This is a genomic window from Azospirillum brasilense (assembly GCF_001315015.1).
Taxonomy (GTDB): domain Bacteria; phylum Pseudomonadota; class Alphaproteobacteria; order Azospirillales; family Azospirillaceae; genus Azospirillum; species Azospirillum brasilense.
Map to the genome: position 1 here is coordinate 529,450 of NZ_CP012914.1, position 25,613 is coordinate 555,062.

At 69.4% G+C, this 25,613-nt stretch carries 24 protein-coding genes; 3 read left to right on the forward strand and 21 right to left on the reverse strand.

Annotated features, from left to right (window positions below):
* Positions 1–3: 3 nt before the first annotated feature.
* The 20 genes from AMK58_RS02400 to AMK58_RS02495 form a co-directional block, all read right to left on the reverse strand.
* Entirely contained in the window at positions 4–561 is a 558-nt protein-coding gene (locus tag AMK58_RS02400; RefSeq protein ID WP_035675900.1) for a chemotaxis protein CheW, read from the reverse strand.
* 10 nt (positions 562–571) lie between these two features.
* Positions 572–2,809 carry a chemotaxis protein CheA gene (locus AMK58_RS02405; protein ID WP_059399028.1) on the reverse strand — a complete coding sequence of 746 codons (2,238 nt, stop codon included), beginning with the start codon at positions 2,807–2,809 and terminating at the stop codon, positions 572–574.
* 30 nt (positions 2,810–2,839) lie between these two features.
* Entirely contained in the window at positions 2,840–3,217 is a 378-nt protein-coding gene (locus tag AMK58_RS02410) for a response regulator (RefSeq protein WP_014241666.1), read from the reverse strand.
* Positions 3,202–3,513, reverse strand: coding sequence for an STAS domain-containing protein (locus AMK58_RS02415; RefSeq protein WP_035675895.1), 312 nt, complete (start codon positions 3,511–3,513; stop codon positions 3,202–3,204). The genes AMK58_RS02410 and AMK58_RS02415 overlap by 16 nt, the downstream gene beginning before the upstream one ends.
* Before the next feature lie 125 nt (positions 3,514–3,638).
* Positions 3,639–6,428, reverse strand: coding sequence for a sensor histidine kinase (locus AMK58_RS02420; RefSeq protein WP_059398568.1), 2,790 nt, complete (start codon positions 6,426–6,428; stop codon positions 3,639–3,641).
* Position 6,429: 1 nt separating this feature from the next.
* Positions 6,430–6,663, reverse strand: a complete 234-nt coding sequence (locus AMK58_RS02425) for a hypothetical protein (RefSeq protein WP_035670605.1) — start codon at positions 6,661–6,663, stop codon at positions 6,430–6,432.
* Entirely contained in the window at positions 6,660–8,867 is a 2,208-nt protein-coding gene (locus AMK58_RS02430; protein ID WP_035670602.1) for a 3'-5' exonuclease, read from the reverse strand. The genes AMK58_RS02425 and AMK58_RS02430 overlap by 4 nt, the downstream gene beginning before the upstream one ends.
* Complete coding sequence (locus AMK58_RS02435) at positions 8,864–9,280, reverse strand: response regulator transcription factor (protein ID WP_035670599.1); 417 nt, start codon at positions 9,278–9,280, stop codon at positions 8,864–8,866. The genes AMK58_RS02430 and AMK58_RS02435 overlap by 4 nt, the downstream gene beginning before the upstream one ends.
* 219 nt (positions 9,281–9,499) lie before the next feature.
* Complete coding sequence (locus AMK58_RS02440) at positions 9,500–10,630, reverse strand: SPOR domain-containing protein (RefSeq protein ID WP_137165170.1); 1,131 nt, start codon at positions 10,628–10,630, stop codon at positions 9,500–9,502.
* A gap of 182 nt (positions 10,631–10,812) precedes the next feature.
* Complete coding sequence (gene puuE / locus AMK58_RS02445; RefSeq protein WP_035675887.1) at positions 10,813–11,730, reverse strand: allantoinase PuuE; 918 nt, start codon at positions 11,728–11,730, stop codon at positions 10,813–10,815.
* Between the two features lie 32 nt (positions 11,731–11,762).
* On the reverse strand, positions 11,763–12,335 hold the full coding sequence (locus AMK58_RS02450) for a septation protein A (RefSeq protein ID WP_035675886.1): 573 nt from the start codon (positions 12,333–12,335) through the stop codon (positions 11,763–11,765).
* A gap of 66 nt (positions 12,336–12,401) precedes the next feature.
* Positions 12,402–13,493: a lipid A deacylase LpxR family protein gene (locus tag AMK58_RS02455; protein ID WP_035675885.1), complete on the reverse strand. Its 1,092-nt coding sequence runs from the start codon at positions 13,491–13,493 to the stop codon at positions 12,402–12,404.
* 102 nt (positions 13,494–13,595) lie between these two features.
* Positions 13,596–15,125, reverse strand: a complete 1,530-nt coding sequence (locus AMK58_RS02460) for an AMP nucleosidase (RefSeq protein WP_059398570.1) — start codon at positions 15,123–15,125, stop codon at positions 13,596–13,598.
* Between the two features lie 70 nt (positions 15,126–15,195).
* Complete coding sequence (gene ftsY, locus AMK58_RS02465; RefSeq protein WP_079285002.1) at positions 15,196–16,455, reverse strand: signal recognition particle-docking protein FtsY; 1,260 nt, start codon at positions 16,453–16,455, stop codon at positions 15,196–15,198.
* A 16-nt stretch (positions 16,456–16,471) separates the two neighbouring features.
* Positions 16,472–17,731, reverse strand: a complete 1,260-nt coding sequence (mtaB, locus tag AMK58_RS02470; RefSeq protein WP_059398571.1) for a tRNA (N(6)-L-threonylcarbamoyladenosine(37)-C(2))-methylthiotransferase MtaB — start codon at positions 17,729–17,731, stop codon at positions 16,472–16,474.
* Positions 17,732–17,776: 45 nt separating this feature from the next.
* Positions 17,777–18,613 (reverse strand): diaminopimelate epimerase, encoded by an 837-nt coding sequence (gene dapF, locus AMK58_RS02475; protein ID WP_035675871.1) that lies wholly within the window; start codon positions 18,611–18,613, stop codon positions 17,777–17,779.
* A 75-nt stretch (positions 18,614–18,688) separates the two neighbouring features.
* On the reverse strand, positions 18,689–19,003 hold the full coding sequence (locus AMK58_RS02480) for a hypothetical protein (protein ID WP_035675869.1): 315 nt from the start codon (positions 19,001–19,003) through the stop codon (positions 18,689–18,691).
* A gap of 152 nt (positions 19,004–19,155) precedes the next feature.
* Positions 19,156–19,590 (reverse strand): GtrA family protein, encoded by a 435-nt coding sequence (locus tag AMK58_RS02485; protein WP_035675867.1) that lies wholly within the window; start codon positions 19,588–19,590, stop codon positions 19,156–19,158.
* A gap of 2 nt (positions 19,591–19,592) precedes the next feature.
* The gene (locus AMK58_RS02490; RefSeq protein ID WP_035675866.1) at positions 19,593–20,621 is read right to left on the reverse strand and encodes a glycosyltransferase family 2 protein; all 1,029 of its coding nucleotides are present in this window, start codon (positions 20,619–20,621) and stop codon (positions 19,593–19,595) included.
* Positions 20,622–20,676: 55 nt separating this feature from the next.
* On the reverse strand, positions 20,677–22,305 hold the full coding sequence (locus AMK58_RS02495; RefSeq protein WP_059398572.1) for a hypothetical protein: 1,629 nt from the start codon (positions 22,303–22,305) through the stop codon (positions 20,677–20,679).
* Between the two features lie 284 nt (positions 22,306–22,589).
* On the opposite strand from AMK58_RS02495, the gene leuD reads away from it, so the two are divergent.
* Both leuD and leuB read left to right on the forward strand, forming a co-directional pair.
* Positions 22,590–23,201: a 3-isopropylmalate dehydratase small subunit gene (gene leuD / locus AMK58_RS02500; RefSeq protein WP_035675865.1), complete on the forward strand. Its 612-nt coding sequence runs from the start codon at positions 22,590–22,592 to the stop codon at positions 23,199–23,201.
* 123 nt (positions 23,202–23,324) lie between these two features.
* Complete coding sequence (leuB, locus tag AMK58_RS02505) at positions 23,325–24,440, forward strand: 3-isopropylmalate dehydrogenase (RefSeq protein ID WP_035675864.1); 1,116 nt, start codon at positions 23,325–23,327, stop codon at positions 24,438–24,440.
* Positions 24,441–24,542: 102 nt separating this feature from the next.
* On the opposite strand, the gene AMK58_RS02510 is transcribed toward leuB, so the two are convergent.
* Positions 24,543–24,863 (reverse strand): con-10 family general stress protein, encoded by a 321-nt coding sequence (locus AMK58_RS02510; RefSeq protein ID WP_079285003.1) that lies wholly within the window; start codon positions 24,861–24,863, stop codon positions 24,543–24,545.
* A gap of 213 nt (positions 24,864–25,076) precedes the next feature.
* On the opposite strand from AMK58_RS02510, the gene AMK58_RS02515 reads away from it, so the two are divergent.
* On the forward strand, positions 25,077–25,595 hold the full coding sequence (locus AMK58_RS02515) for a hypothetical protein (protein ID WP_035675860.1): 519 nt from the start codon (positions 25,077–25,079) through the stop codon (positions 25,593–25,595).
* Positions 25,596–25,613 lie beyond the last annotated feature (18 nt).

The following is a 25,613-nucleotide window of genomic DNA, read 5'->3' on the forward strand; positions in this document are numbered from 1 at the left end:
TGTTCAGGACGCCCGCTCCAGCGCCGGCAGGGCCTTGGTCGCCGAGTCCAGCTCGCTGTTCTCGACCGAGAACAGCTTCTCGACGCAGAGCAGCGTGACCATGCGGTCGTCGGCGGTGTAGAGGCCGCTGAGATACTCGGCGTCGACCATGCCGCCGTCCACGTCGGGCGGCGGCTTGATGGCGTCGTGGCCGATCGCCAGGATGTCGGAGATGGCGTCCACCAGGATGCCGCGGGTGCGTTCCCCCACCTGGATCACCACCACGACGTGGCGCTTGGTGACCGACGTGGCGCCGCCGCCGAAGCGGGCGCGCAGGTCGAAGATGGGGATGATGATGCCGCGCAGGTTGATGACGCCGCGCACGTAGTCCGGCAGGTTCGGCAGGCGGCTTTCCGGCGTCCAGCCGCGGATCTCGCGGACCGACAGGATGTTGACGCCGTACTCCTCGCTGCCGACGGTGAAGGTGACGTACTGCTCCTCGGCGGCGTTGACCGCCATGACGTCGTTTCGGGCGTCGGTGCGGCTACCGCCGACGGTGGCGAGCGCGGTGGAACTGCTCATCGCTGTGGCCTCAGACCGGTTCGAGTGCGGGTGCGGGCAGCGCGGCCACCGGCGAAGACGGCGGACGCGGCGCCCTGGAATCCATGTGCCGGCTCATCTCGCGCAGGCCCGCGACGTCCAGGATCAGGGCGACGCGCCCGTCGCCCAGGATGGTCGCGGCGGCCACGCCGTCGAGGCGGCGGAAGTTCGCTTCCAGGCTCTTGATGACGACCTGCTGCTGGCCCAGCACCTCGTCCACGACGAGGCCGAGGCGGGAGCCGTCCTCTGTCTCCACCAGCACGACCAGCGCGCGGGTGGGGTCGGCGACGGCGCCGGGGATGCCGAACAGCTGGTGCAGGTAGACCAGCCGCACATACTCGCCGCGGGCCATCATCACGTCGCACTTGCCGACCAGCCCGTGCAGGTCCGCCGCCTTGGGGCGCAGGCTCTCCACGATGTTGGTCAGCGGCAGGACGAAGCGCTCCTCGCCGACCGAGATCACCATGCCGTCGAGCACCGCCAGGGTCAGCGGCAGCGACAGCACGAAGCGCGAGCCCTCGCCCGGCGTGGAATAGACGCCGATGCGCCCGCCGAGCGAGGAGATGTTCCGCCGCACCACGTCCATGCCGACGCCGCGTCCCGACAGGTTGGACACCTGATCGGCGGTGGAAAAGCCGGGCAGGAAGATCAGGTTGTCAATCTCCTCGTCCGACAGGGTGGCGCCCGGCTGGACGAGCCCCTTCTCGATGGCCTTGGACAGCACCTTGGGCCGGTTGATGCCGCGCCCGTCGTCGGTGATCTCGATGACGATGCGGCCCGAGCGGTGCTGCGCCGACAGGTGTACGGTGCCGGCGCGCGGCTTGCCGACGCGCTCCCGTTCCTCCGGCCCTTCCAGCCCGTGGTCGATGGAGTTGCGGATCATGTGGGTCAGCGGATCGACGAGGTTCTCCACCACCGTCTTGTCCACCTCGGTCGTCTCGCCGCTGGTGACGAGCTGGACCTCCTTGCCCGTGGTGGCGGCGCACTCGCGGACCAGCCGCGGCATGCGGGAGAAGACGCTCGACACCGGCTGGGCGCGGATCGACATCACGCTCTCGCGCAGCTCGCGGGTGTGCTGGGCCAGCTGCTCCAGCCCTTCCAGAAGCTCCTGGAACTCGCCGGGGGGCAGCTCGCGCACATGCTCGGCGATCATCGCCTGGGTGATGACCATCTCGCCGACCATGTTGACCAGCCGGTCGATCTTGTCGAGATCGACGCGGATGGTGTGGCTGGTCAGCCCGGCATGCTCCGCACCGCCGCCGTTGGGGCGCGGGCGGGCGGTTTCGGCTTTCGGGGCGTCGGCCCCAGGCGTTTTGGGGAGTGGCTCGGGGACCGTGGCGACCACCGCCGGCGGAGCGGCGACGGGCACCGGATCGGTGACGGGCGGCGGAGCCTCTGGGGCGGCGGGCGGCGGGGCCTCGGCGGTGATGCGGATGTCGCAGTCGTCGGCCACGAACTCGAAGACGTCGTTGATCTTGTCCAGATCGACATCCGCGTCGGCGAGCAGCGTGACCGTCCAGGAGAGGTGGAGAAGCTCCGCCTCCAGGTTCTGGAGGTTGGGCAGGGCGTCGGTGTGGCATTCGACGGTGGCGTCGCCCAGCCGGCGCAGCGCGCGCAGCATGAAGGCCGGTTCGTTGCCCGACATCAGCAGGTCGGACCGCGGCCGGAAGACGATGGTCCAGCGCAGCTTGCCGGGAGGAACCGGGTCCTCTTCCGCGCGGGCGGCAGCGATGGCCGCCATGGCGTCGCCGAACAGCCCGGCCTCGTCGTCCTCGTCGTCGGCGTAGATGGGGGCCGGTGCCGGTACGGCGGCCGCGGCCGCCGGAGCCTGGACCTGCGGAGCCCCACCCGACAGGTGGCGGCGCAGGGCGGCCACGGTGCCGTCGGTGGTCCCCGCCGGGGCGGGGTCGCCCTCGCGCGCGTAGGCCAGCATCTGGCCCAGCAGGTCGTTGGCGCGGATCAGTGTGTCCACCAGCTCCGTCGTGACAGGGACGGTGTTGTTGCGCACCCCGTCCATGACCGTCTCGAACTCGTGCGCGAAGGCGACCAGCTCGGTGAAGCCGAAGGCGCCGCCGCCGCCCTTGATGGAATGGACGGCGCGGAAGATGGCGTTGACTTCGTCGGAATCGACCTCGCCCGGCGTCAGCCGCAGCAGGCCGGACTCGGCGACCTCCAGCAGCTCCGCGCTTTCGTCGAAATAGGTTTGCTTGAACCGGCTCAGGTCTTCCACGGGCGCCACCTCACAAGCCAGGACGCGGCGTCAGCCGCACACCTTCTGCACGACGGAGATCAGCTTCTCCGGGTTGAAGGGCTTCACGATCCAGCCGGTCGCCCCCACCGCCCGGCCTTCGGACTTCTTCTTCTCGTCGGCCTCGGTGGTCAGCATCAGGATGGGGAGCGTGCGGTGCGCCGGGGTGGCGCGCAGGCGGCGGATCAGGGTCAGCCCGTCCATCACCGGCATGTTCAGGTCGGTGATGACGAGGTCCACCTTGTTGGCGCCGATGACGCCCAGCGCCTGCTGGCCGTCGGCGGCCTCGACCACGTCGTAGCCGGCGCCCTTCAGCGTGAAGGAGACCATGTCCCGCATGGTCCGCGAATCGTCGACGGTGAGTACCTTCTTCTTCACGCTTGGCTCCATTGCTTCAACCAGCCGTCCAGTCCCAAATCCTCGCAGGCTTCCGCCAGGACCTCGGACGGCTGGGCGATGGCGAACGTACGGTTCTGTTCGGCGGCGTGCCGGGAGGCGACCAGAAGCGCCTGGACGCAGGCGGTGCTGACCCGCTCCACGGCCGCGGCCTCGGCGATGACGGCTTGGGACGCGGCGAAGCCGGCGCGCAGGCTGTCCAGCAGGGGCTGCGCCATGGCGAGGTCGAGGTCGCTGGGCAGGCCCAGCCGCACCGTTCCCCCCTCGTCGCTCCACTTGATCAAAGTCACCGCCCGTCTCCTTGCAACCCGACCGGGCAATGCCCCGTCCGGAAGACTGATCATGTCCGGCATTTGGTAAAAAACCTGCCTGAAACACGTATAAGGATTCGTTAAGGCAACTGGACTGACCTGTGTCAACCGGAGCGCGTTCCGGCGGTGTGGTCCGGTTCTTTCGCGGTTTGATCGTTTTGTGACATGGCTGTTGCCATTGTCGCCAAAGGAACGGTGAAGGCGAAGGTGGCGCCCTTGCCGGGGGCGCTGGCCACCCAGATGCGGCCGCCGAGATGCTCGACGATGCGCTTGCTGATGGCCAGCCCCAGCCCGGTGCCCTGCGGCTTGTCGGTCATGGTGTCGCCGACCTGCCGGAAGCGGTCGAAGACGATGGCCTGATGCTCCGCGGCGATGCCCGGGCCGCTGTCGGTGACGGACACGCGTAGGGCGTCGCCCTCCGCCGCGACGGACAGCGAGGCCCGGCCGCCCGCCGGGGTGAATTTCGCGGCGTTGGACAGCAGATTCACCGCCACCTGCACCAGCCGGTCGTGGTCGCCGCGCACCGGCGGCAGGCCGTGCGGGATGGTGACGGCCAGCGCGATGCCGCGCTCATGGAACAGCCGGGCGGTGGCCGCCGCCGCCTGCTCCAACGCGGCGCCGAGGTCCATCGGGCGGACCTGCCAATCGATCTCCCCCGCCTCGATCTTCGCCATGTCGAGGACTTGGTTGATGAGGCGGGTCAGCCGCTCGCTCTCGGTGATGACGAGGCCGAGAAACTCCTGCCGCTGCTCAAGCTCGATGTCGGGGTTGTCGTGCAGCACCTCGGTCAGGGCGCGGATGGAGGTCAGCGGCGTGCGCAGCTCGTGCGTCACGGTGGACAGGAACTCGTCCTTCAGCCGGTCCAGCTCCGTCAGCCGTTCGTTGGCGGCGCGCAGCGCGGCCGACGCGCGCTGCAGCTCTGCCGTCTTGTGTTCGAGCTGGCGGCTGTACTCGATGACGTGGCTGGTCTCGTCGAGCATCCGCATCAGCTCGGGGTAGCTGACCTCGCCGCCCTCGACCGCGGAGGCCAGCGCCACCCGCGCGGAGGCGGCGCCGATCGCCCCGGCGAGCAGCCGCTCGGCGAAGCGCACCAGCTCCGCCCCGGCCCGGCGGTCCGGCTCCAGCGGCCCGTTGCGGCGGACGTATTGGGCGAAGGCGGCCTCCGCCCGCTGCGGACCGAGGAAGCGCGCGACGATGCGCTGCAGGTCGCCGACCGTGGCGGTGCCGCGCCACGCGCCCGCGGGCAGGGGAGTGTCGCGGTGCTGGAACACCTCGACGAAGGCGGTGGCCTGCGCCCGCTCGCCCAAGCCGGGGTGGTCGAGCAGGGAGACCACGACGTAGAGGCCGATGTTGAGCAGCATGCTCCAGAACAGCGCGTGGGTCAGCGGGTCCATGCCGTCCAGCCCGAACAGGGCGTAGGGCCGCAGCAGGGCGACGCCCCACGGCCCCTGGTCGATGAAGGAGGCGGGCAGCCAGCCCGACCGCGCAAAGCTGGGCAGCAGCAGCGTGTAGGCCCAGGTCAGGATGCCGGTGCCGAGGCCAGCCAGCGCGCCGCGCCGGGTCGCCCCCGCCCAATAGACGCCGCCGATCAGCGCCGGGGCGAACTGCGCCACCGCCGTGAAGGAGATCAGGCCGATGGCGCTCAGCGCGTAGGCCGAGCCGGCGATGCGGAAATACAGGTAGCCGAGCAGCAGGATCGCCACGATGGCGGCGCGCCGGATGGTCAGCAACAGCGGCGACAGGTCGTGCAGCCGCTCCAGCCGGGCGCTGCGGGCGCGCAGCAGGAGCGGCATCACGATGTCGTTGCACACCATGGTGGACAGCGCGATGGCCTCGACCACGATCATGCCGGTGGCCGCCGACAGCCCGCCGATGAAGGCCAGCAGGGCCAGCCACTCGTTCCCGGCGGCCAGCGGCAGTGCCACCACGAACATGTCCGGGTCGACCGCCCGGTCGGGGAAGCGCATCAGCCCGGCCACCGCCACCGGCAGGACGAACAGGTTGATCAGCAGCATGTAGAGCGGGAAGAGCCAAAGGGCGCGGGTCAGGTGCCGCTCGTCCACATTCTCGATCACCGTCACCTGGAACTGGCGGGGCAGGCACAGCACCGCCGCCATCGACAGCAGCGTCATGGTCAGCCACGAGCCGTCGGCCAGCGCCGGGGCGGAGGTGAAGAGGTCGCGGATCTCCGGATGCTCGGCGGCCGTGGCGAACAGTTCGGTCGGGCCGTCGTGCAGGCTCCAGACCACCGCCGCGCCGACCGCCAGGAAGGCCACCAGCTTGACCACGGATTCGAAGGCGATGGCCGCCACCATGCCCTCGTGATGCTCCGCCGCGTCGATGTGGCGCGTGCCGAAGATGATGGCGAAGGCCGCCATGACGACCGCCACGTAGAAGGCGTTGTCCAGCACGACGGGCAGGGACAGGCCGCCGGTGGCGCCGGACGGGTCGGTGCCCCACAGCACGTCGAAGCTGACCGCCACGGCCTTGAGCTGCAGGGCGATGTAGGGCGTCACCCCGATCACCGCGGTCAGCGCCACCAGCCCGCCCAGCCCCTGGCTGCGCCCGTAGCGGGAGGCGATGAAGTCGGCGATGGAGGTGATGCGCTGCGCCTTGGCGATGCGCAGGATCTTGCGCAGCACCAGCGGCCCCAGCAGCATCAGCAGGGTCGGGCCGAGATAGATCGGCAGGAAGCCGATGCCCAGAGACGCCGCCCGCCCCACCGAGCCGTAGAAAGTCCAGGTGGTGCAGTACACCGCTAGCGAGAGCGCGTACACGTACGGCGACGCGATGACGCTGCGCCCGCCGTCCGCCCGCCGGTCCGCCCACCAGGCGATGGCGAAGAGGAGGAGCAGGTAGGCGAAGCTGGCGGCGACGATGGTGGGCCAGGGCATGTCAGCGCCCCCTGCGTTCCAGAAGCACCGCCGACAGCGCGATCACCCCGGCCCACACCCCCAGGGCGTACACGTACAGCAGGGGCAGGCCGAACAGCGTGTCGCCGGCGCCGAAGACGCGCAGCAGCGGCGGGTTGAAGGCGACCACGCCGAACAGGAACAGCGCGATCAGGCGGTCGGCGCCCGCCTGGCGCGGTGGAGGCGTTGCGGGTTGCGGGGCGGGCCCCCCGGTCAAAAGGCGCGCTCCCGTGCCGCCAGCTCGACGATGATGTTGGCGCCGCGGATGGCGTCGTCGAGCGTGCGGACGTCGCGTTCCTTGAGCATCTCGACCATGCGCAGGAAGACCGCGGCGGTGACGAGGCTGTCGCCCAGCGCCGTGTGGCGGTCCACCACCTCGATCCCCAGCCGCTCGGCGATGCCGTCCAGCGTGTGGTCGCCGCCCTCGCCGAGCAGCATCCGCGACAGCAGCATGGTGTCGAGAACCGGGCTGTCGAACCGCACGCCCGAGACCCGTTCCTTCATCTTCAGGAATTTCAGGTCGAAGGCAGCGTTGTGGGCGATCAGCACCGCGCCCGACACGAAGCCGCGGAACTGCGGCAGCACCTTGTCGATGGTCGGCTTGTCGGTGACCATGGCGTCGGTGATGCCGTGGAAGGGGATCGATTCCGCCGGGATGCTCCGCTTCGGGTTGACCAGCGTGTTGAAGGTCTCGCCGGTCAGGATGCGCCCGCCGACGACGCGCACGGCGGCGATCTGGATGATCTCGTCGCCGGTGCTGGGCGACAGGCCCGTCGTCTCGGTGTCGAAGACCACGTAATGGAGCTGGTCGAGCGGCGTGCGGCCAAGCTCGCTGGTGGCCAGCGGCTGGTGCAGCAGGTTGAAGTCGAAGAATTCCGGCCGCGCCCCGCCGCGCGCCGCGGTGTGGGCCGACGGCGGCTTCAGCGCGGGCGGCAGCGGCACGCGCAGGCGCGACAGCAGCTCGCCCTCCGATCCCGGTCCCTTCACCGGCTCGCTCCACATCGTGCTCTTGTGGTGCTGGAGCACGTCGCCGACCGTCAGGCCGCCCAGCGCGTCGGGCAGCGGGTGGTCGAGCCAGCTGTCCACGATGCCGCTGGGCACCGACGGGCCGCGCCAGGTGATGTCCAGATAGACCCAGCGGTCCCCCGGCTCCGCCGACAGGTCGTAGGCGGGAACCCCGGTCAGCGCGTAGACATACTCGATCAGGTAGCCGAACAGGATGACGAGGCTGTAGCTGTCACCGTGCACCCACTGCGGCAGCCCGGTCAGCGTCACGCCGTATTGCGCCTCCGGCCCCACGCGGTGGCGGATCAGGTTGATGAGGTTGGTGGAGTGGATGTCGCTCATCGGCCAGGAGCCGGTGACGACGCTGCGGTACGCGTTGGTGACGCGGGCCAGCCGCTCCGACAGGGTGTTGGACGAGTCCATCAGCGCGGCCTGGAAGGCGGCGCGCTCCTCCGGCCCCAGCTCCGGCGTGTCGTCCAGCGTCTCCAGCACGGCGCGCAGGTTGGCGATGGGGGCGCAGAAGCCCTCCGTCGCCTCGCGCAGCAGGGCGTCGCGCTGGCCGAGCGCGGCCAGCTCGCTGGTCGCGTCGGACAAGGTGATGACGTAACCGGTGATGGTTGGCGGTTCGTCCGTGCCCTCCGGCGGCTCCTGCAGGATGGCGCTCATCCGCCCGGCCAGCAGGATGTGCCCGTCGGTGGTGGCGCCGACGAACTGGGCGGTGGTGCCATGCTCGTGGTTGACGTGCCGACCCTCGCGCACGCGGAGCGTCAGCCGCTCCAGCGTGTGGATCACCGGCTCCGCCACCACGAAATGCAGCAGCGAGCGGCCCAGCCCGAGGTCGCCGGCCAGATGCAGGATGTCGAGCGCCGTCTGGTTGTAGAGAAGGATCTGGTGCTTCAGGTTGCAGACCAGGACGCCTTCGTGCAGGTCGCGCAGGACGGCGGCCAGCCGGGTCTTCTGCTCCTCCGCCTTGGCGGTCGACTCCGCGACGGTGCGGGCGGTGTCGCGGCGGGCGGCGGCCAGCTTGTCCGACAGCTCGTTGACCGCCTTGGCCACCGGGGCAAGGTCGCCGTAGCGGGCCAGCGGGATGCGCGCGCCGGTCTTGCCGTCCGCCGCGCCATGGGCGATCAGCCCGGCCTCGCGGCTCAGCGTTTCAGAGGCGCGCAGCAGACGCCGGTCGACCAGCCCCCACAGGCCCCAGACCGCGGCGGTGACGGCGGCGGTCATGGTGACGGCGTAGGTGACGAAGGCGTTGGGGTCGTTGTCCGCGCTGAAGCCGACCGCGGCCCCCACCGACAGCAGGGGCAGGCCGACGCCGGCGGCGCGGAAGGCGAGGGGGATGATCCGGCGCGGTTCCGCCGGGGTGGTTGCCGGAGCGGCGGCTCCGGCACTTCCGGTGGTCGCCGGCGCGCTCATGGCTGAGGCTCCGCGGTTCCACCCTGGGTGCCGCCCTGGTTGCTTTCGGGGTTCAGATACTTGCGGACGGTGGTGACGAGGTCGCGGGTCGAGAAGGGTTTGGTGATGTAGTCGGTGGCACCCAGCGCCATGCCCTTCTGCCGCTCCACGTCGCGGCTCTTGGCCGTCAGCATGATGATGGGCAGCGACTGGTAGGCAGGGTTGGCGCGCAGCGACTGGCAGACGTCGAACCCGTCGCGGCGCGGCATCATGGCGTCCAGCAGGATCAGGTCGGGCGTGCTTTCCGCAACCGATTCAAGGGCTTCCTCGCCATTGCGGGCGATGCGCACGGCAAAGCCCGCCTTCTGCAAGAGGACCTGCAGGGAGAGGACGATGCTGGGCTCATCGTCGGCGACCAGGATCGTCGGCTTCATACCAGGGTTTCCTCCGGTTCGCCGGTCTGATGCGCCGGCTTCTTGCGGCCGCGCTTGTTCTAATATGCGTGCCTGTTCAATCCCATGTTAGCGGCAAGGAGAAGGACAGATCAAGACGAAGCCCGCCCGCAATACCGAAATTGCGGACGGGCTTTTCCAAAGGAAAGAAGCGGAATAGAGGGGAGCGACAGTTTGTCGCGGCGCCACCGTTGCCTGCGGTCAGCGCGTCGAGACGACGATGGGCTGCGCTTCCACCTTGCCCTTCAGCGATGCGGCGGCCTGACGGGCGGCGGTGGTGTCGGCATAGCCGCCGACGCGGACGACGTGCCAGGACCGCTGCTCGGCGTCGGTCCAGTCCAGCGCGTAGGCGTTGAAGCCGAGACCGCGCAGGCGGCGGACCAGCCCTTCGGCGTTGTCGGCCTGCTGGAAGGACCCGACCTGCACGGTGTAACGACCGTCCGGAACGCTGGCGGCGGACGGCGGGGGCGTCAGCACGCCCGATGACGGTGCTGTGGCGGGTGGGGTGGACGCCGTCTTTGGCGCCGGCTTGGCGGGCTGCGGCGCCGGGCGCGCCGCGGCGGCTGGGCGCTGGGCCGCGGCCGGCGGGGGCGGGGCCGACAGCATGGCCTGAAGCTCCGCCGTTTCCGTGGTCTTCGCAGGGGCTGGGGCCTTGGCGGGCTCGGGCACCGGCGCCGTCACGACCGAAGCCGGCGGATGCGCCGGAGCCTTCGCACCGTCCGCCGTTTCCACGGGGTGCGGCGCGGGGACGGGGTCGGCCGGTTTGGTGACGGCGGGGGCGGGCGAGGGCGGAGCCGGCGGTTCCGGCACCTTCAGCGCCGGTGGCGGAATCTGCGGCAGCGCCATGGGCGGCGTGGCCACCGTGGGCGGTGCAACGATGGTCTGCGTCTGCATCGGCGGCTGGGCCGGAGCGGGAGCAGGGGCCGCGCGGGTGATGAGCGCTTCCGGCTTTGCCGGATTTACGACGCCGGGCGAGGCGCCGCCGGTGGGCGGCGCGCTGGGGACGGCGGTGATGAGCGGCGCCGGGGGCGCGGATGGCGCCTCCCCACCCTGGTCCAGCATCACGACGACCGCGCCGATGCCGATGGCGGCGGCCAGCGCCGCGGCGATCTTGCCGATGGGCAGGTGCCGCTCCGCCTTCCGCCCGGCGTCCGGGGACAGGAGATCGTCGTCCTCCGCCGGGTCGGCCTTAAGGTCGTCGTTGAGGGCGCGCAGAAGGCGGGCGATGTCGTCCCGGGCCTCCCCGCCATCGTCGGCGAGGGCATCGGCCATGGGGCGCGCCTTGTGATCCGCGGTCTGACCGGCGGCCTTCATCTCATCCTTGAACGTCACGGCGGCGTGCGCACCCAGTTGAAGATCGCAAGGAATCGGCAGTCACGGGACCGCGGCCCCGAAAGGGCCGCGCCGCGATCCAAAGACCTTCTACTGTATTTCGACGTTCGTTCAAACGCCGATGCGACGAATTGGCGTGAGAAAGTTGGGCCGGGAGCGTGTTCGAGACGCCCGCTCCGGGTTCAGGCCGCCGGCCGGTAGGGATGCTCGGCCATCCAATGGCGGGCGATGTCCAGCCGGGTGGCGACCCACGCCTTGTCGTGGCCCCGCACATAGTCGAGGAAGCGGGCCAGCGCCGCGGCGCGCCCCGGGCGTCCGACCAGACGGCAGTGCAGCCCGATCGACATCATCTTCGGCTGGTCTTCGCCTTCGGCGTAGAGCACGTCGAAGCTGTCCTTCAGGTAGGTGAAGAACTGCTCGCCCGTGTTGAAGCCCTGGTTGGTCGCGAAGCGCATGTCATTGGCATCGAGCGTGTAGGGCACGATCAGCTGCGGCCGGCCGAAGCGGTCGTCCCAATAGGGCAGGTCGTCGGCGTAGCTGTCGGCGTTGTAGAGGAAGCCGCCTTCCTCCGACACCAGCTTCCAGGTGTTGGGGCTGCACCGCCCGAGATACCAGCCGAGCGGGCGGGAGCCGGTCACGCGGGTGTGGATCTCGATGGCGCGCAGCATGTGCTCGCGCTCCACCTCCTCCGGCAGATGCTGGTAGTCGATCCAGCGGTAGCCGTGGGTGGCGATCTCCCACCCGGCGTCCTGCATGGCGCGGACGGCGTCCGGGTTGCGCTCCAGCGCCATGGCGACGCCGTAGACGGTCACCGGCAGGCCGCGCTCCGTGAACATCCGGTGCAGCCGCCAGAAGCCGGCGCGGGAGCCGTACTCGTAGATCGACTCCATGTTCATGTGGCGCATGCCGACGATGGGCTGGGCGCCGACGATCTCCGACAGGAAGGCCTCCGACGCGGCGTCGCCGTGCAGGACGCAGTTCTCCCCGCCCTCCTCGTAGTTGATGACGAACTGCACCGCCACCCGCGCCCCGCCCGGCCAGTAGGGGTGCGGCGGACGGGACCCGTAGCCGATCAGGTCGCGCGGATAGTCGTGGGACATGGCGGGTGCGCTCCGTGGGGAAGTGTGGGCGGTCAGGAGGCGGAGGAGGACTTCTCGGCCGGCGGCTCCTCCGGCACCTGATGGCGCAGGATCAGCGGAGCCTGGAGGGCGCTGAACAGCAGGGTCAGCGGCATGATGCCGAACACCTTGAAGTTCACCCAGGCGTCGGTGGTCATGGTGCGCCACACCACCTCGTTCAGCGCGGCCAGCAGCAGGAAGAACCACGCCCAGCGGATCGCCAGCGTGCGCCAGCCTGCGTCGGACAGGTTCAGCACCGAGCCCAGGACATGCTTCAGCACGTTGCGCCGCGTCAGGTGCGCCGCGAACAGGACCGCGGCGAACAGCAGGTTGACCAGCGTCGGCTTGATCTTGATGAACAGGTCGTCCTGAAGCCACAGGGTCAGCCCGCCGAACAGCAGGACGAAGCCCGCCCCGACCACCGGCATCACCGGGACCTTGCGTTCGAACCGCCAGGAGACCAGCACGGAAATGCTGATCGCCACCATGAAGACGGCGGTGCCGATCATGATGCCGGCCTGGGAATTGGCGATGAAGAAGGCCGCCAGCGGGCCGGCTTCGATCAGCAGTCGGGCGTATTGGTTCATGATCCTCACATAGACCGAACCGGGCCTGGGATAAAGAGGGAAGCGAGGGGACGCCCCCGCGCCCGGTCAGAACCGGTAGGAGGCGCGGATCGAGCCGTAGTTGGTGTAGGATTTCTGCCCCTCGAACTCCGGCGACAGGAAGTTCTGGGCGTAGGAGATGCCGAACGCGCCGTAGCGCAGCGCCACGCCGAGCTGGAAGGCGGCGATGAAGTTGTGCTTGTCCACCGACCGGCTGTCGCGGAAGCTGTTGCCGTCGAGGAAGATGTTGCGGGCGACGGCGCGCCCCTCCGCCCCGGCGTAGACGTACCAGGAGAAGGGCGGGCGCGGTTCCCCTGCGGCCACGCTGTCCTGGTAGGGGATGCTGGCGGTCGGGCGGAGGATCAGCGCGCCGACCGGCGGCGCCATGTTGCCGCCCAGCCGCATCGTAACGCCGGCCCCGCCGAAGGTCAGGATGTTGCCGACGCTGCCGGCGACGTGAGGGCTGATGTCCGCCTCGAAGGGGCCGATGCGGGCCGGGCGCTCGGCGCGCCAGACATGCTCGTAGCTGAGGATGATGCCCGGCTCGTTCTTGAGCTGGTAGTCCCAGCCCTCCGGCCAGCGGGCGCCGGGGACGATGCGGTGCACCGCCTTCTGGGTCTGCTCCGCCAGCGAGGCCGGGCCGACCATGCCGAGATCGAGGTCGATGCGGTCCACCTGCCGCGTCTCCTCCGAGATCACCGACAGGCGGCCGTACAGCCAGCCGGCGTAGGGGCGGTCGGTGGGGTCGGGGATCGGCTTGGTGATGTCGCTGGGGGTGTACATGTTCTGGCCGAAGGCGATGCCGTAGCGCCGCACCCCATGCTCCCCGATCCAGGGGACGAGGTTGGCCAGCCAGTCGATGTTGCCGTAGGTCGGGCGCTCGCCGGAGACGTAGTAGAACTGGACGCCGTTCGTGTAGTAACGGTCCGTCCCGCCGCCGAACAGGTCGTTGTCCACCCAGGCGCCGATGGACGGCCCGGACCGGGGAGCGGTGTCCGGCGGCGGTACGGTGTCCGTGTTCGGAATGGGGTCCGCTGGTGGAGTGGTTTCCGTTCCCGGTGCGCCTTGCGCCAGCACCGGTCCTGCCGCCAGCCCGAGAGAGAGGGTGGCGATGACGCTCCAACCTGCACGCACGGCCATAATGGTCGAATTCCCTTCGTTGCCGAGCACCCTAAGATAAGACGCGGGCGCCCTTTGGCGCCTGCACTTTTGGGTGAGGCAAAATGGGTTTCGGAGGGCGGCTTACTGGAAAGCTGCCTCGGCGAAGCTGCGCAGCTTGCGGGAATGCAGGGTTTCCATGCCATGCTCGCGCAGAAGCTCCATGGCCAGCACGCCAATCTTCAAATGCTGGTCCACCCGCTCGCGGTAGAAGCGGTCGGCCATGCCCGGCAGCTTCAATTGCCCGTGCATCGGCTTGTCGGAGACGCAGAGCAGCGTGCCGTAGGGAACGCGGAAGCGGAAGCCGTTGGCGGCGATGGTGGCGCTTTCCATGTCCAGCGCGACGGCGCGGCTCTGACTGAAGCGCATCAGCGGCTCGCGGTGGTCGCGCAGTTCCCAGTTGCGGTTGTCGATGGTCGCCACGGTGCCGGTGCGCATGATGCTCTTCAGCGCGTAGCCGGACAGGCCGGTCACCCGCTCCACCGCCGTCTCCAGGGCGCGCTGCACCTCGGCCAGCGCCGGGACCGGCACCCAGGTCGGCAGATCGGCGTCGAGCACATGGTCGTCGCGGACATAGCCGTGGGCCAGCACATAGTCGCCCAGCCGCTGCGTGCTGCGCAGCCCGGCGCAGTGGCCCAGCATGATCCAGGCGTGCGGGCGCAGCACGGCGATGTGGTCGGTGATCGTCTTGGCGTTGGACGGGCCGACGCCGATGTTGACCAGGGTGATGCCGTTGCCGTCCGGGCGGGTCAGGTGGTAGGCGGGCATTTGCGGCAGGCGGAGCAGCCGCGCGCCGTTCGTCGGCGCCTCGCCGGGGTTGCCCCCCAGATTGACGTTGTGGACGATGACGCCGCCGGGCTCGACGAAGCGGTCGTACTGGCTGCGGTAGGCGGCCAGCTCGGGATCGGCGGCCGGCTCCATGATCTCGCGGGCCATGCGGATGAACTCGTCCACGTAGAACTGGTAGTTCGTGAACAGGACGAAGTTCTGAAAATCCTCCGGCGCCGTCGCCGTGTAGTGGCGCAGCCGGTGCAGCGAGAAATCCACCCGCGGCGCGGTGAACAGGGCCAGCGGCTTCACCGCGTCCAGCGACTCCTCGTAGGTGCCGTTGACGATGGTGTCGTCCATGCGGGCGAGGTCGGGCAGGTCGAACAGGTCGGGCAGGCCGGCCAGCCGCTCCGGCGTCAGGTCACCCTCGACATGCATGCCCTGGGGGAAGGCGAAATGGATGGGAATCGCCTCGTCGCTGACGCCGACCTCAAGCGGAACATGGTGGTTGCGCAGCAGGAGCGAGAGCTGTTCGTGGTAATAGCGGTCGAACAGGTCGGGGCGGGTCAGCGTCGTGGCGTAGGTGCCCGGCCCCTCGACGAAGCCGTAGGCCAGCCGCGTGTCCACCGTGGCCGCCGAGGCGGTGGACAGGCGGACGTAGGGGTAATGGGCCTGCTCCCGCCGTCCGCCGTCCTCGCCGCGGGTGAAGGCGGCGAAGCGGTCGCGCAGATAGGCGGTGTTGCGGTCGTAGAGGTCCTTGACGAGGGCCAGGGCGGCGTCCGCGTCGGTGAAGCGCTCGACAGGACCGGGGGGAACGGGGGAGGGGGAGGTCTGGGCAGCCGTCATAGTCTTCAGATAGGGCTTGGGCGTGGCGGCCGGAAGTCCCTTTCTCGCCCAAGCCCGCGGTTGGGCGCCGTTACTGGGACGGCAGCCCCATCAGTGACTTGGCGAACTGGTCGGCGTCGAAGGGGCGCAGGTCGTAGACGCCCTCGCCGATGCCGATGGCGTGCACCGGCAGCTTGAACCGCTCGGCCAGCGAGACCAGAACGCCGCCGCGCGCCGACCCGTCCAGCTTGGTCAGGATCAGACCGGAGACGTTCACCATGTCGCGGAACACCTCCACCTGATTGTGCGCGTTCTGGCCGGTGGTGGCGTCCAGCGTCAGCAGGGTGGTGTGGGGGGCGCTCTCGTCCACCTTCTTGATGACGCGGACGATCTTGCGCAGTTCCTCCATCAGGCCGGCCTTGTTCTGCAGGCGGCCCGCGGTGTCGATCAGCAGGATGTCCACGCCCTGGCGCCGCGCCTCCTCCAGCGCGTCGAAGGCGAGGCCGGCGGCGTCGGCGCCGGTGTCACGGGAAACCACCGGGCAGCCGGTGCGCTCGCCCCAGATCTTCAACTGGCTGACCGCGGCGGCGCGGAAGGTGTCGCCGGCGGCCAGCATCACCGTCTTGCCCTCGGCGCGGAACTGGCGGGCCAGCTTGCCGATGGTCGTCGTCTTGCCGGTGCCGTTGACGCCGACCACCAGGATGACGTGCGGCTTCAGCGTGGCGTCGATCTCCAGCGGCTTGGCCACCGGGCCGACGATCTTCGCGACCTCGGCGGCCAGCGTGGCCTTGACCTCCTCGGGGCTGACCTCCTTGCCGAAGCGGGTGCGGGCCAGCTCCGCCGTCACCTTGGCCGCCGTGGTCGGGCCGAGGTCGGCGGTGATGAGCAGCTCCTCCAACTCCTCCAGCGCCTCGTCGTCGAGCTTGCGCTTGGTGAAGATGCCGGAGATGCCCTCGGTCAGCTTGGACGAAGACTTGGACAGGCCGTCCTTCAACCGGGCGAACCAGCCCTTCTTGGGCTTCTCCTCCTCGGCCGTCAGGGCTGCGGGGAGGTCGTCGCGGACGATCTCCGGCGTGTCCTTGCGCTCCTCCGGCTCGGACGGCGGGGCGATGGGCGGCGGGGGCGGAGTCTCGACCGCGGGCGGGGGCGGCAACTCGGGTTCCGGCACCGGCTCGGGGGCCGGCGGTTCCTCGGCGACCGGTTCCGGGACAGGCGGCTCCTGGACCGGCGTCTCTTGGGTCGGCTCCGCGGGTGCAGGCTCGGCGGGGACCGCTTCCGGGAGCAGGGCGGTCGTCTCGTCCTTGCGGGCTTGCTCTTCGGGCTTCTTGCGGCCGAACCAACGCAGGATCATGGCGTGTCCACTGTTCTCAAAGGGGGGTGCCGGTCAGCGCGCCGCCGGCCACGCCGGTGACCATGGCGCGCAGGACGGAGCCGGGGGCCTGGGGCGTGCCCAGGCGGATTTCGGCGAAATGCTGGGTGCGGCCGAGATCGTCCTTCTCGACCAGCACGGACACCTCACGACCGACCAGCGAGGCCAGGGTACGGGCCTCCGCCTCGGCGCCGCGCGCGCGCAGACGGGCCGCGCGCTCCTTGCGGACGCCGCCGTCGACCTGCGGCATGCGGGCGGCGGGGGTGCCGGGGCGCGGGCTGTAGGGGAAGACGTGCAGCCAGGTCAGGCCGCACTCCTCGACCAGCCGCAGCGTGTTCTCGAACATCGCGTCGGTTTCCGTGGGGAAACCGGCGATGAAGTCGGCGCCGAAGACCATGTCGGGACGCAGGGAGCGCACGCGCTCGCAGAAGGCGATGGCGTCGGCGCGGCTGTGCCGGCGCTTCATGCGCTTCAGGATCATGTCGTCGCCGGCCTGGAGCGACAGGTGGAGGTGCGGCATCAGCCGCGGCTCCGTCTCGATCAGGCGCCACAGGTCGTCGTCGATCTCGATGCAGTCGAGCGAGGACAGGCGCAGCCGCGGCAGCTCCGGCACCAGCGCCAGCAGGCGGCGCACCATCTGCCCCAGCGTCGGCGTGCCCGGCAGATCGGGGCCGAAGCTGGTGATGTCCACGCCGGACAGCACGACCTCGTTGTAGCCGGCCTTCACCAGCGCCTGCACCTGCTCCACCACCGCGCCGATGGGGACGGAGCGCGACGGGCCGCGGCCATAGGGGATGATGCAGAAGGTGCAGCGGTGGTCGCAGCCCTGCTGGACCTGGACGAAGGCGCGCGCGCGGTCCTCGAACCCGCCGATCAGGTGGCCGGCGGTCTCCTTGACCGACATGATGTCGTTGACCAGCACCTTCTCCGCCGGGGCCAGACCCCAGCTTTCCGGCTGCAGCTTCTCCTGGTTGCCCAGCACCTGATCGACCTCCGGCATGGCGCCGTAGCGCTGCGGGTCGATCTGGGCGGCGCAGCCGGTCACCACGATGCGTGCGTTCGGGCGCTCGCGGCGCAGCTTGCGGATGGTCTGGCGGGCCTGCCGTTCCGCTTCCGAGGTCACCGCGCAGGTGTTGACGATGACGACGTCCCCCAGCCCAGCGTTGCGGGCGTGGGTGCGCATCACCTCGGATTCGTAGGTGTTCAGGCGGCAGCCGAAGGTGACGATCTCCGGCTCGTTGGTCACAGTGTCGCTCATGCTCTTTCAGCCTAACGGGCGGCCCTACGCTTCAATGGAAACCGCTCAGACGGCGACCAGCTCCGGAGACAGCCGCCCGGTGTAGCTGAGGGCGACCGGGCCGGTCATCAGGACGCGGCCGTCCTCACGCCATTCGATGGTCAGGGTGCCGCCATCCAGGATCACGTCGACCTTGCGGTTGGTCAGCCCGCGGCGGATCGCGGCGACCGCGGTGGCGCAGGCGCCGGTTCCGCAGGCCTGGGTGATGCCGGCCCCGCGCTCCCACACCCGCATGCGGACGGCGGTGGGGGACAGCACCTGGACGAACTCGACGTTGGTGCGTTGGGGGAAGGCCGGGTGGTTCTCGAACACCGGACCGACCTCGGCCAGCGGCACCGCCTCGGCGTCGTCCACGAAGAAGACGGCGTGCGGGTTGCCCATGCTGACCGCCGTGGGGCCGGCGAAGCCGCCGTGCGACACCGCGTCGAGGCGCAACGTGTCCGCCGGTTCCGCCAGCGGGATCTGCGTCCAGTCCAGATTGGCCTGACCCATGTCCACGGTGATGCGCCCGTTGTTGGCGCGGCTGGCCCGCAGGATGCCGGCGTTGGTCTCGAAGGCGACGCGCTCCGCCCCCGCCTCCTCCATCAGCAGCCAGCCGACGCAGCGCGAGGCGTTGCCGCAGGCGGACACCTCGCCGCCGTCGGCGTTGCGGATGCGCATGAAGCCCGCCGTGCCGTCCGTTTTCGCCGGCTCGATCACGATGAACTGGTCGCAGCCCACCCCGGTCTTGCGGTCGGCGATGGCACGCACCTCGGCCTCGGCCGGCGAGTACGGCGTGTTGCGGGCGTCGATCACGACAAAGTCGTTGCCGAGCCCGTGCATCTTCAGGAATTCGCGCGTCATGACCGCCGTTATATGGCGACCGGGCCTGCGGAGTCCATGGCTGCACGGGGTGGTCGTGGCAAACAGTTCATGAGGTCACTGGGTTTCGGCCCCGCCGGTGTCGGCCGTGTCCCCGTCGGGCAGGGTCGTGCCCGACGCCGGAGGGATGCCCTCCAGCAGGTCGAGCATCCGGGCGAGGGTGTCCTCCGACTCGGGCCGCGGCGGCGTTCCGCCGGTGCGCTCCCACGCCTCGTAATCCCAACCCGCGGCGCCCATCGCCATGTCGGGCAGCATGAAATGCCCGTCCGTGGCGTGGGTCGGCGGTCCGTGCGCGCGGGACAGCCCGATCAGCAGGGCTGCGGACACGGTGACTCCGGCCACCCAGGCCCACAGCACGTCGCTGTTGTTCATGGCTCCCTCCCGGCTCCTTGCCAAGGCAGGTCGGTGTCGGGGCCATTCCCGTTGGATGCGCCCCATTCCATGGACTTCGGGTGTTTGCGGCGGCGCACAATGCGACTTCCGGCGTTATCCGGAAGGAGAGGGGGGCTCAGGGCCTTAAAGGATCAGGCGCCCTTGAAGACCAGATGCTTGGAGGCGGCGAAGTTCAGGACCATGCCGGACAGCGAACCGGCGGCGACGGCCAGCACCGGATGGGCTTCGGCCAGCGGCAGGGCGGCCTCCAGCCCGACCGAGACGCCGTAGTTCACCGCCCCGCCGAAGGCGTTGGCGGCCAGGAAGGTCGCCCATTGCCGGTACAGCGGCGCGTCGGCCGCACCGCGGAAGGTGAAGGCGCGGTTCAGCGCGAAGGTCGTGGTGGCAGCGGCCAGATAGGCGGGGACGCGGGCGGCGAAGAACTCCAGACCGGCGCCGAACACGAGCGCGTAGACCACCGCCGTGTCCACCACCAGACCGACCACGCCGACGAGGCCGAACTTGCCGAACTGCACGGCCAGCCGTCCCAGCCGGCTGTCGGACAGGGTGCCGATGAATTCGCCCATGGTCAGGACCCGGCGGCCTTGCGGACCGGATGGACGCCCGGCGCGGGGATGGACAGGTAGCGCATGCGCTTGGCCTCGCGGCGGCCCAGCGTGACCGTGTCGAGGATCAGCCCGCAGGTCAGGCTGAGGAAGCCCAGCAGCATCAGCCCGGTGGACAGAACGGCGGTGGGCAGGCGCGGCACCAGCCCGGTCTGCAGGAAGGTCGCCACCACCGGCCAGGCGAGGATCATCGACGCCGCGGCCAGCGCCACGAAGATGGCGAAGAAGAAGGGCAGGGGGCGCTCCTCCTTCACCAGATTGACGATGGTGCGCAGGATGCGGACGCCGTCGCGGATGGTGTTCAGCTTGCTGTGCGAGCCCGGCGGGCGGTCCTTGTAGGGCGCCTTGATCTCGGCGATGGGCATGTTCAGCTCCAGCGCGTGGACGGTCAGCTCCGTCTCCGTCTCGAAGCCGCTGGCCAGCGCCGGGAAGGATTTGATGAAGCGCCGCGAGAAGACGCGGTAGCCGGACAGCATGTCCTGGATGCGGTTGCCGAAGATCAGCGCGACCATGCCGGTCAGCAGCTTGTTGCCGAAGCGGTGGCCGGGCCGGTAGGCCTTGACGATCTCGGTGACGCGGGCGCCGTTGACCATGTCGAGCTGGTCCTCCCACAGCCGCTTGACCATCAGCGGCGCGGAAGGGGCGTGGTAGGTGTCGTCGCCGTCCACCAGCACATAGACGTCCGCCTCGATGTCGGAGAACATCCGGCGCATGACGTTGCCCTTGCCCTGCAACGGTTCGTGCCGGACCACGGCGCCGGCGGCCTTCGCCACCTCGACCGTGCGGTCGGACGAGTTGTTGTCGTAGACATAGACCGTCGCGTCGGGCAGGGCCTTGCGGAAATCCTGCACGACGGCGGCGATGGCCGCCTCCTCGTTGTAACAGGGGATCAGAACCGCCACCACGGGGGTCATTGCGGGCGCCGTGTCCGGGTCCGGGTCCGTGGTCGGGGCTGCGGACGCTGCAGGGCGGTCGATGGCGGAGACGGTCATGGCGATGCGCTTCGAAACGGTGCCGATGCAGGGTTAAACAGCACAATCGCCTGATTTAATCCACTGACCTTTCAAGGTCCGCCATTCGTTGCACGGCGCACAGGTTCAGCGGCTCGCCCAGGTTGTTGGGGATGACGCGGCAGTTGTCCTGCGCTACCCGCAGCCCCAGAAGGGCCGCGGCCTTCGCCGCGCCGGGCGTGTCGGGGATGGTGCTGAGCATCAGGAAGCGCCCGCGATGCGTGCCCACCTTGTCCTGCATCAAGGCGAGGTAGCCGTTGCCGACCGAGTCCGGCTGGAGGAAGTTGGACTGGATGCGCACGAAGGGGATGCGCGGCGGGAAGGCCGGAATGACGTGGGAGATCGCCCAGTAGCCGGCCATCAGCACCATCGTGTCGTCCGGGTCCTCGATGGGCGGCACGGCGGCCTCCACCCAGCGCTCGCTCCACGGCACGCGACCCCAGTCAGCGGGCCGGGCGGTGGCCTGGACCAGCAGCAGGAGCAGCGCGGCGAGGATGAGCGCCGCCCGGCGCGGCACCGGCAGCAGGCCCGCCGCCATGACGATGGCCAGCGGGGCCAGCATCTCCAGCGGCACCAGATAGCGGTAGATGCAGAACATCGCCACCCACAGCGCGTAGGTCACGGCCATGGCGGTCAGCAGGTAGCGGGTGGCGGCTGTTTCGGTCAGCCCTGCGGAGGGCCGGTGGAAGGCCCGTCCGAGCAGCGCCAGCGCCGCGGCGACGGGCACGAGAAGGAACAGCGCCAGGACGCGCAGGTCGAAGAAAGGGACCTCGCCGACCTTCAGCGGTGCGAAGGGGAAGACCAGCGGGAAGAACAGGCGCTCCAGCCGCGAGTCCGGGAAGAATCCGACGTTGACGTAGCCGGACAGCGCGGCGAAGGGCGACTTGAAGATCTGGTTCATGTGCGGAAAGACGGGGTTCCCGTACTCCACCCACAGATGGGCCATCCAGAAGCCGCCGCACAGCGCCAGCCCGCCCAGCACCCCGACGCCGAAGAAGAAGGCTAGCCACAGCCGCCGCCAAGGCCGCGCCGGCACAGCCAGGAAGGCGAGGCAGAGCCCGACCGCGTAGATCACCGTCGGGTTCTTCATGCCCATCGCCGCCCCGGCCAGCAGCCCCGCCGCGGCCACCCGCGCGAAGGCGCCGGGCGCCGGCCCGCCGATCAGCCGCGGCAGCGATCCCGCCACCACGACCAGTGCGCCGAGCACGCCCAGGCTGACCATATTGTCGTGGAAGGTGGTGCCGAGCAGCCCCAGCGTGCCGCCCCCGAAACCGGCCATCGCCGCCAGCAGGGCGGCCAGGGCCACCCGCGCCCCCGCGCCGCCGACGCGCAACGTGGCATGGGCCAGCAGGAAGGCCAGAGCCAGATTCAGCCCGTGCAGCGTCCCCCAGACGAATCCCGCCGCGCGCGCCGGAAGATGGCTGGCGAGCAGATAGAAGGGCACGTCCAGCAGGGGGTTGTAGAAGCTGGGCATCTGCGCCGGCAGCATGTCCATGCCCAGCCGCCCGGTCAGCAGGGCGTAGGCGTTGTACCAATGATAGTTCCGCAGGTCCCAGTTGGCGTCCATGCCGAGCGCCAGCCCGAGCAGGCCATAGAGCGGCGGAGCCAGCAGCAGAAAGGCGAGCGCCATGGTGCGCGGGCGGCGGGCGGTGGGAAGCAAGGTCATCGAGGTCGCGGAACCCAGGGGAACGTCGGCCCCTTGGTAGGCGAGGGAGCGTTCCGCAGCAAGGACGGGATGCCGGGTCGGTCCTGGCAGACGACACGGCAGAGGACATGGGGAGGGAATTCGGGAGCAATTTCGTTGCGCCCAGCTGTGTTCCGGGATGCGGAATCGCGCGCCGCGAGCGCCGTTTGCGGCAAGCTTCCTCTGGCAATGGCGGGACGGGTCTGCTATTCACCGAACTCCGCATGCACACGCTTGCGCCTCTTTTGCGCGACAGGATTCTGGCGATGGAAAAGTTTACGGTTCTCACCGGTGTTGCGGCGCCGCTGCCGATGATCAACGTCGACACCGACATGATCATTCCCAAGCAATTCCTGAAGACCATCAAGCGGACCGGGCTGGGCAAGCATCTTTTCGACGAGATGCGCTACACCCCCGACGGCGCCGAGGTCGCGGAATTCGTCCTCAACAAGCCGGCCTACCGCAGCGCCAAGATCCTCGTTTCGGGCGACAATTTCGGCTGCGGCTCCTCGCGTGAGCATGCGCCGTGGGCGCTGGCCGACTTCGGCATCCGCTGCATCATCGCGCCGAGCTTCGCGGACATCTTCTTCAACAACTGCTTCAAGAACGGCATCCTGCCGATCAAGCTGCCGAAGGAACAGGTGGACCTGCTGCTCGACGATGCGTCGCGCGGGTCGAACGCCATCGTTTCGGTGGATCTGGAAAAACAGGAGATCACCGGTCCGGACGGCGGCAAGATCAGCTTCGAGGTCGACCCCTTCCGCAAGCATTGCTTGTTGAACGGGCTGGACGACATCGGGCTGACCATGCAGCAGGCCACCTTCATCGACCAGTATGAAGGCAAGCAGCGCGGCGGCCAGCCCTGGCTCTGGGGCTGATCCGGTCCAACCGATCAGCGGCCATGATGGCCTTGCGGACCGACGGGGTGGGAACCACCTTCCGGCCTGTCGGTCCGCGGATTAGACAACACTGATAAAGTCTCCAATGGGAGTGCGTGCGCCATGCCCGCCAACAAGAAGCTTCTGTTTTTGCCCGGCGACGGGATCGGTCCGGAGGTCATGCGCCAGGTGCGTCGGGTCATCGATTGGCTCGACCGCAAGCGCAACGTCACCTTCGACGTCACCGAGGGGCTGGTCGGCGGCGCGGCCATCGACGCCTACGGCGTTCCCCTGAAGGACGAGACGCTGGCCGACGCGCTGGCGGTGGACGCGGTGATGCTGGGCGCCGTCGGCGGCCCGAAGTGGGACAACCCCACCGACTACACCAAGCGCCCGGAAGCCGGCCTGCTGACGCTCCGCAAGGAGCTGAACCTGTTCGCCAACCTGCGCCCGGCGGTGGTGTTCGACGCCCTGGTCGACGCCTCGACCCTGAAGGCCGACGTCATCAGGGGCCTGGACATCCTGATCGTCCGCGAGCTGACCGGCGGCGTCTATTTCGGTGAGCCGCGCGGCATCACCGACATCGGCAACGGCGAGCGCCGCGGCGTCAACACCCAAGTTTACACGACCAGCGAGATCCGCCGCGTCGCCCGCGTCGCCTTCGAGCTGGCGCGCAAGCGCGGCAACAAGCTCCACTCGATGGAGAAGGCCAACGTGATGGAATCGGGCCTCCTGTGGCGCCAGGAAGTCACGAAGCTCCATCAGGAGGAGTTCTCCGACGTCACGCTGGAGCACATGTACGCCGACAACGGCGCCATGCAGCTGCTGAAGAACCCGAAGCAGTTCGACGTGATCGTCACCGACAACCTGTTCGGCGACATCCTGTCGGACGAAGCGGCGATGATGACCGGCTCGCTCGGCATGCTGCCGTCGGCCTCGCTCGGCGCCCCGGACGCCAACGGCCAGCGCAAGGCGCTCTACGAGCCGGTGCACGGCTCCGCCCCGGACATCGCCGGTCGCGATCTCGCCAACCCCTGCGCGACGCTGCTGTCCTTCGCCATGTGCCTGCGCTACTCGTTCAACATGGACGCGGAGGCGAAGATGCTGGAGAAGGCCGTGCAGAACGTGCTGTCGGGCGGCATGCGCACGGCGGACATCATGGCGCCGGGCATGGCCCGCTGCTCCACGACCGTCATGGGCGACTCGATCCTGCGCGAGCTGGACAAGCTGGCCTCCTGACCGGCCGCGCCTCCGGTCCGACGGGCTGGAGACGCTGACTGGTGGATGACGAAAAGAAAGCCCCTCTCCGGTTCCGGAGAGGGGCTTTTCTCGTTGGTGCCGTCAGTCGCCTTCGCCCGGACGCAGGGCGGCCCCGCGTCCGCCATGGCTCGCCTGCCCGCCCTTCCGCCCCGCTTCGGCGGCCAGGGACGGGTTCTTGGAGAAGCTGCGGGAGGATGCCGGTACGCTTCGGCCCCCCTTCCGCCCCGCCTCCGCGGCGAGTTCCGGGTTCTTGGAGAAGCTGCGCTTGTCGGCCGGCACGCTTTCCCCGCCCTTGCTGGCGATCTGGCGCTGCCGGTCACGGTCCATCGACGCGAAGCCGCGGTTCGATGTGCGACCGCTCCCGGATTGGACTTCGTCTTGGCCGTTGTCTTTCGAGGCCATCTTCAACCTCCACCTCTGCCACATGTCGGAAAACCGATGGGGGGCGACTTGGTTCCGGGGAGGTCGTGATTCCGGTTCCTTCGGCACCCCTAAGTGGCATCGGAATCCATTGGACTGCATCCGGGAACGCTTCGCCTCCCGATCGGTTGAGCGGACGGGGGTAAGCCGAAGCGGGACCACGAAGCAGAGCGCCATAAGCAGAGAGGTTGAACGATGGGAGTCGAACTCACGGCCGAACGACGGCTGTTGTCCGAAAAGGAATTCGAGCAGGTCCGCCGCAGCCATTACCCGGAGCTGGAGGGCTTGCCCCCCGATGAAACCCTGACGCTCGCCCGCTGGCTGCGCGAGGAGCGCGACCGGGCGCGCGACATCATCGCCTCACGCCGCCGCGGACGGCGGGGCAAGGCCAGCGGCACCGGCCAGCAATCGGCCGATGCCAGCGAACGCGGCCTGTCCGCCAAGAAGCAGGTCTATGCGCGGGCCTTGAAGCGGGTGAACGGGCGGCTGGAGCGGTTCCGCGCCGAGCGGCGGCGAGAGATCATCCAGGCCAACCTTCAGGATGCCCTGAAGCGCAGGAGGGACGCGGAGCCCCGGCACCCGTCCCCCGGACGCACCCCCCGCAAGGGCATGCGCCCGATCCCCAGCGGGCGCCGGACGGTCGACACCGACCCGCGAGAGATCGGGCGGGTGTCGCAGTTCGTGAAGGACGCCCAGGCGCGCCGCGATTCCTGAGCGCCCGGTCCATTGAGA

Excerpts from the sequence above, each read along its gene's own strand:
- AMK58_RS02400 (WP_035675900.1), bottom strand. The coding sequence starts at position 561 with ATGAGCAGTTCCACCGCGCTCGCCACCGTCGGCGGTAGCCGCACCGAC.
- AMK58_RS02410 (WP_014241666.1), bottom strand. The coding sequence starts at position 3,217 with ATGGAGCCAAGCGTGAAGAAGAAGGTACTCACCGTCGACGATTCGCGG.
- AMK58_RS02420 (WP_059398568.1), bottom strand. The coding sequence starts at position 6,428 with ATGCCCTGGCCCACCATCGTCGCCGCCAGCTTCGCCTACCTGCTCCTC.
- AMK58_RS02430 (WP_035670602.1), bottom strand. The coding sequence starts at position 8,867 with ATGAGCGCGCCGGCGACCACCGGAAGTGCCGGAGCCGCCGCTCCGGCA.
- AMK58_RS02435 (WP_035670599.1), bottom strand. The coding sequence starts at position 9,280 with ATGAAGCCGACGATCCTGGTCGCCGACGATGAGCCCAGCATCGTCCTC.
- puuE (WP_035675887.1), bottom strand. The coding sequence starts at position 11,730 with ATGTCCCACGACTATCCGCGCGACCTGATCGGCTACGGGTCCCGTCCG.
- AMK58_RS02450 (WP_035675886.1), bottom strand. The coding sequence starts at position 12,335 with ATGAACCAATACGCCCGACTGCTGATCGAAGCCGGCCCGCTGGCGGCC.
- AMK58_RS02455 (WP_035675885.1), bottom strand. The coding sequence starts at position 13,493 with ATGGCCGTGCGTGCAGGTTGGAGCGTCATCGCCACCCTCTCTCTCGGG.
- AMK58_RS02460 (WP_059398570.1), bottom strand. The coding sequence starts at position 15,125 with ATGACGGCTGCCCAGACCTCCCCCTCCCCCGTTCCCCCCGGTCCTGTC.
- ftsY (WP_079285002.1), bottom strand. The coding sequence starts at position 16,455 with ATGATCCTGCGTTGGTTCGGCCGCAAGAAGCCCGAAGAGCAAGCCCGC.
- mtaB (WP_059398571.1), bottom strand. The coding sequence starts at position 17,731 with ATGAGCGACACTGTGACCAACGAGCCGGAGATCGTCACCTTCGGCTGC.
- dapF (WP_035675871.1), bottom strand. The coding sequence starts at position 18,613 with ATGACGCGCGAATTCCTGAAGATGCACGGGCTCGGCAACGACTTTGTC.
- AMK58_RS02480 (WP_035675869.1), bottom strand. The coding sequence starts at position 19,003 with ATGAACAACAGCGACGTGCTGTGGGCCTGGGTGGCCGGAGTCACCGTG.
- AMK58_RS02485 (WP_035675867.1), bottom strand. The coding sequence starts at position 19,590 with ATGGGCGAATTCATCGGCACCCTGTCCGACAGCCGGCTGGGACGGCTG.
- AMK58_RS02490 (WP_035675866.1), bottom strand. The coding sequence starts at position 20,621 with ATGACCGTCTCCGCCATCGACCGCCCTGCAGCGTCCGCAGCCCCGACC.
- AMK58_RS02495 (WP_059398572.1), bottom strand. The coding sequence starts at position 22,305 with ATGACCTTGCTTCCCACCGCCCGCCGCCCGCGCACCATGGCGCTCGCC.
- leuD (WP_035675865.1), top strand. The coding sequence starts at position 22,590 with ATGGAAAAGTTTACGGTTCTCACCGGTGTTGCGGCGCCGCTGCCGATG.
- leuB (WP_035675864.1), top strand. The coding sequence starts at position 23,325 with ATGCCCGCCAACAAGAAGCTTCTGTTTTTGCCCGGCGACGGGATCGGT.
- AMK58_RS02510 (WP_079285003.1), bottom strand. The coding sequence starts at position 24,863 with ATGGCCTCGAAAGACAACGGCCAAGACGAAGTCCAATCCGGGAGCGGT.
- AMK58_RS02515 (WP_035675860.1), top strand. The coding sequence starts at position 25,077 with ATGGGAGTCGAACTCACGGCCGAACGACGGCTGTTGTCCGAAAAGGAA.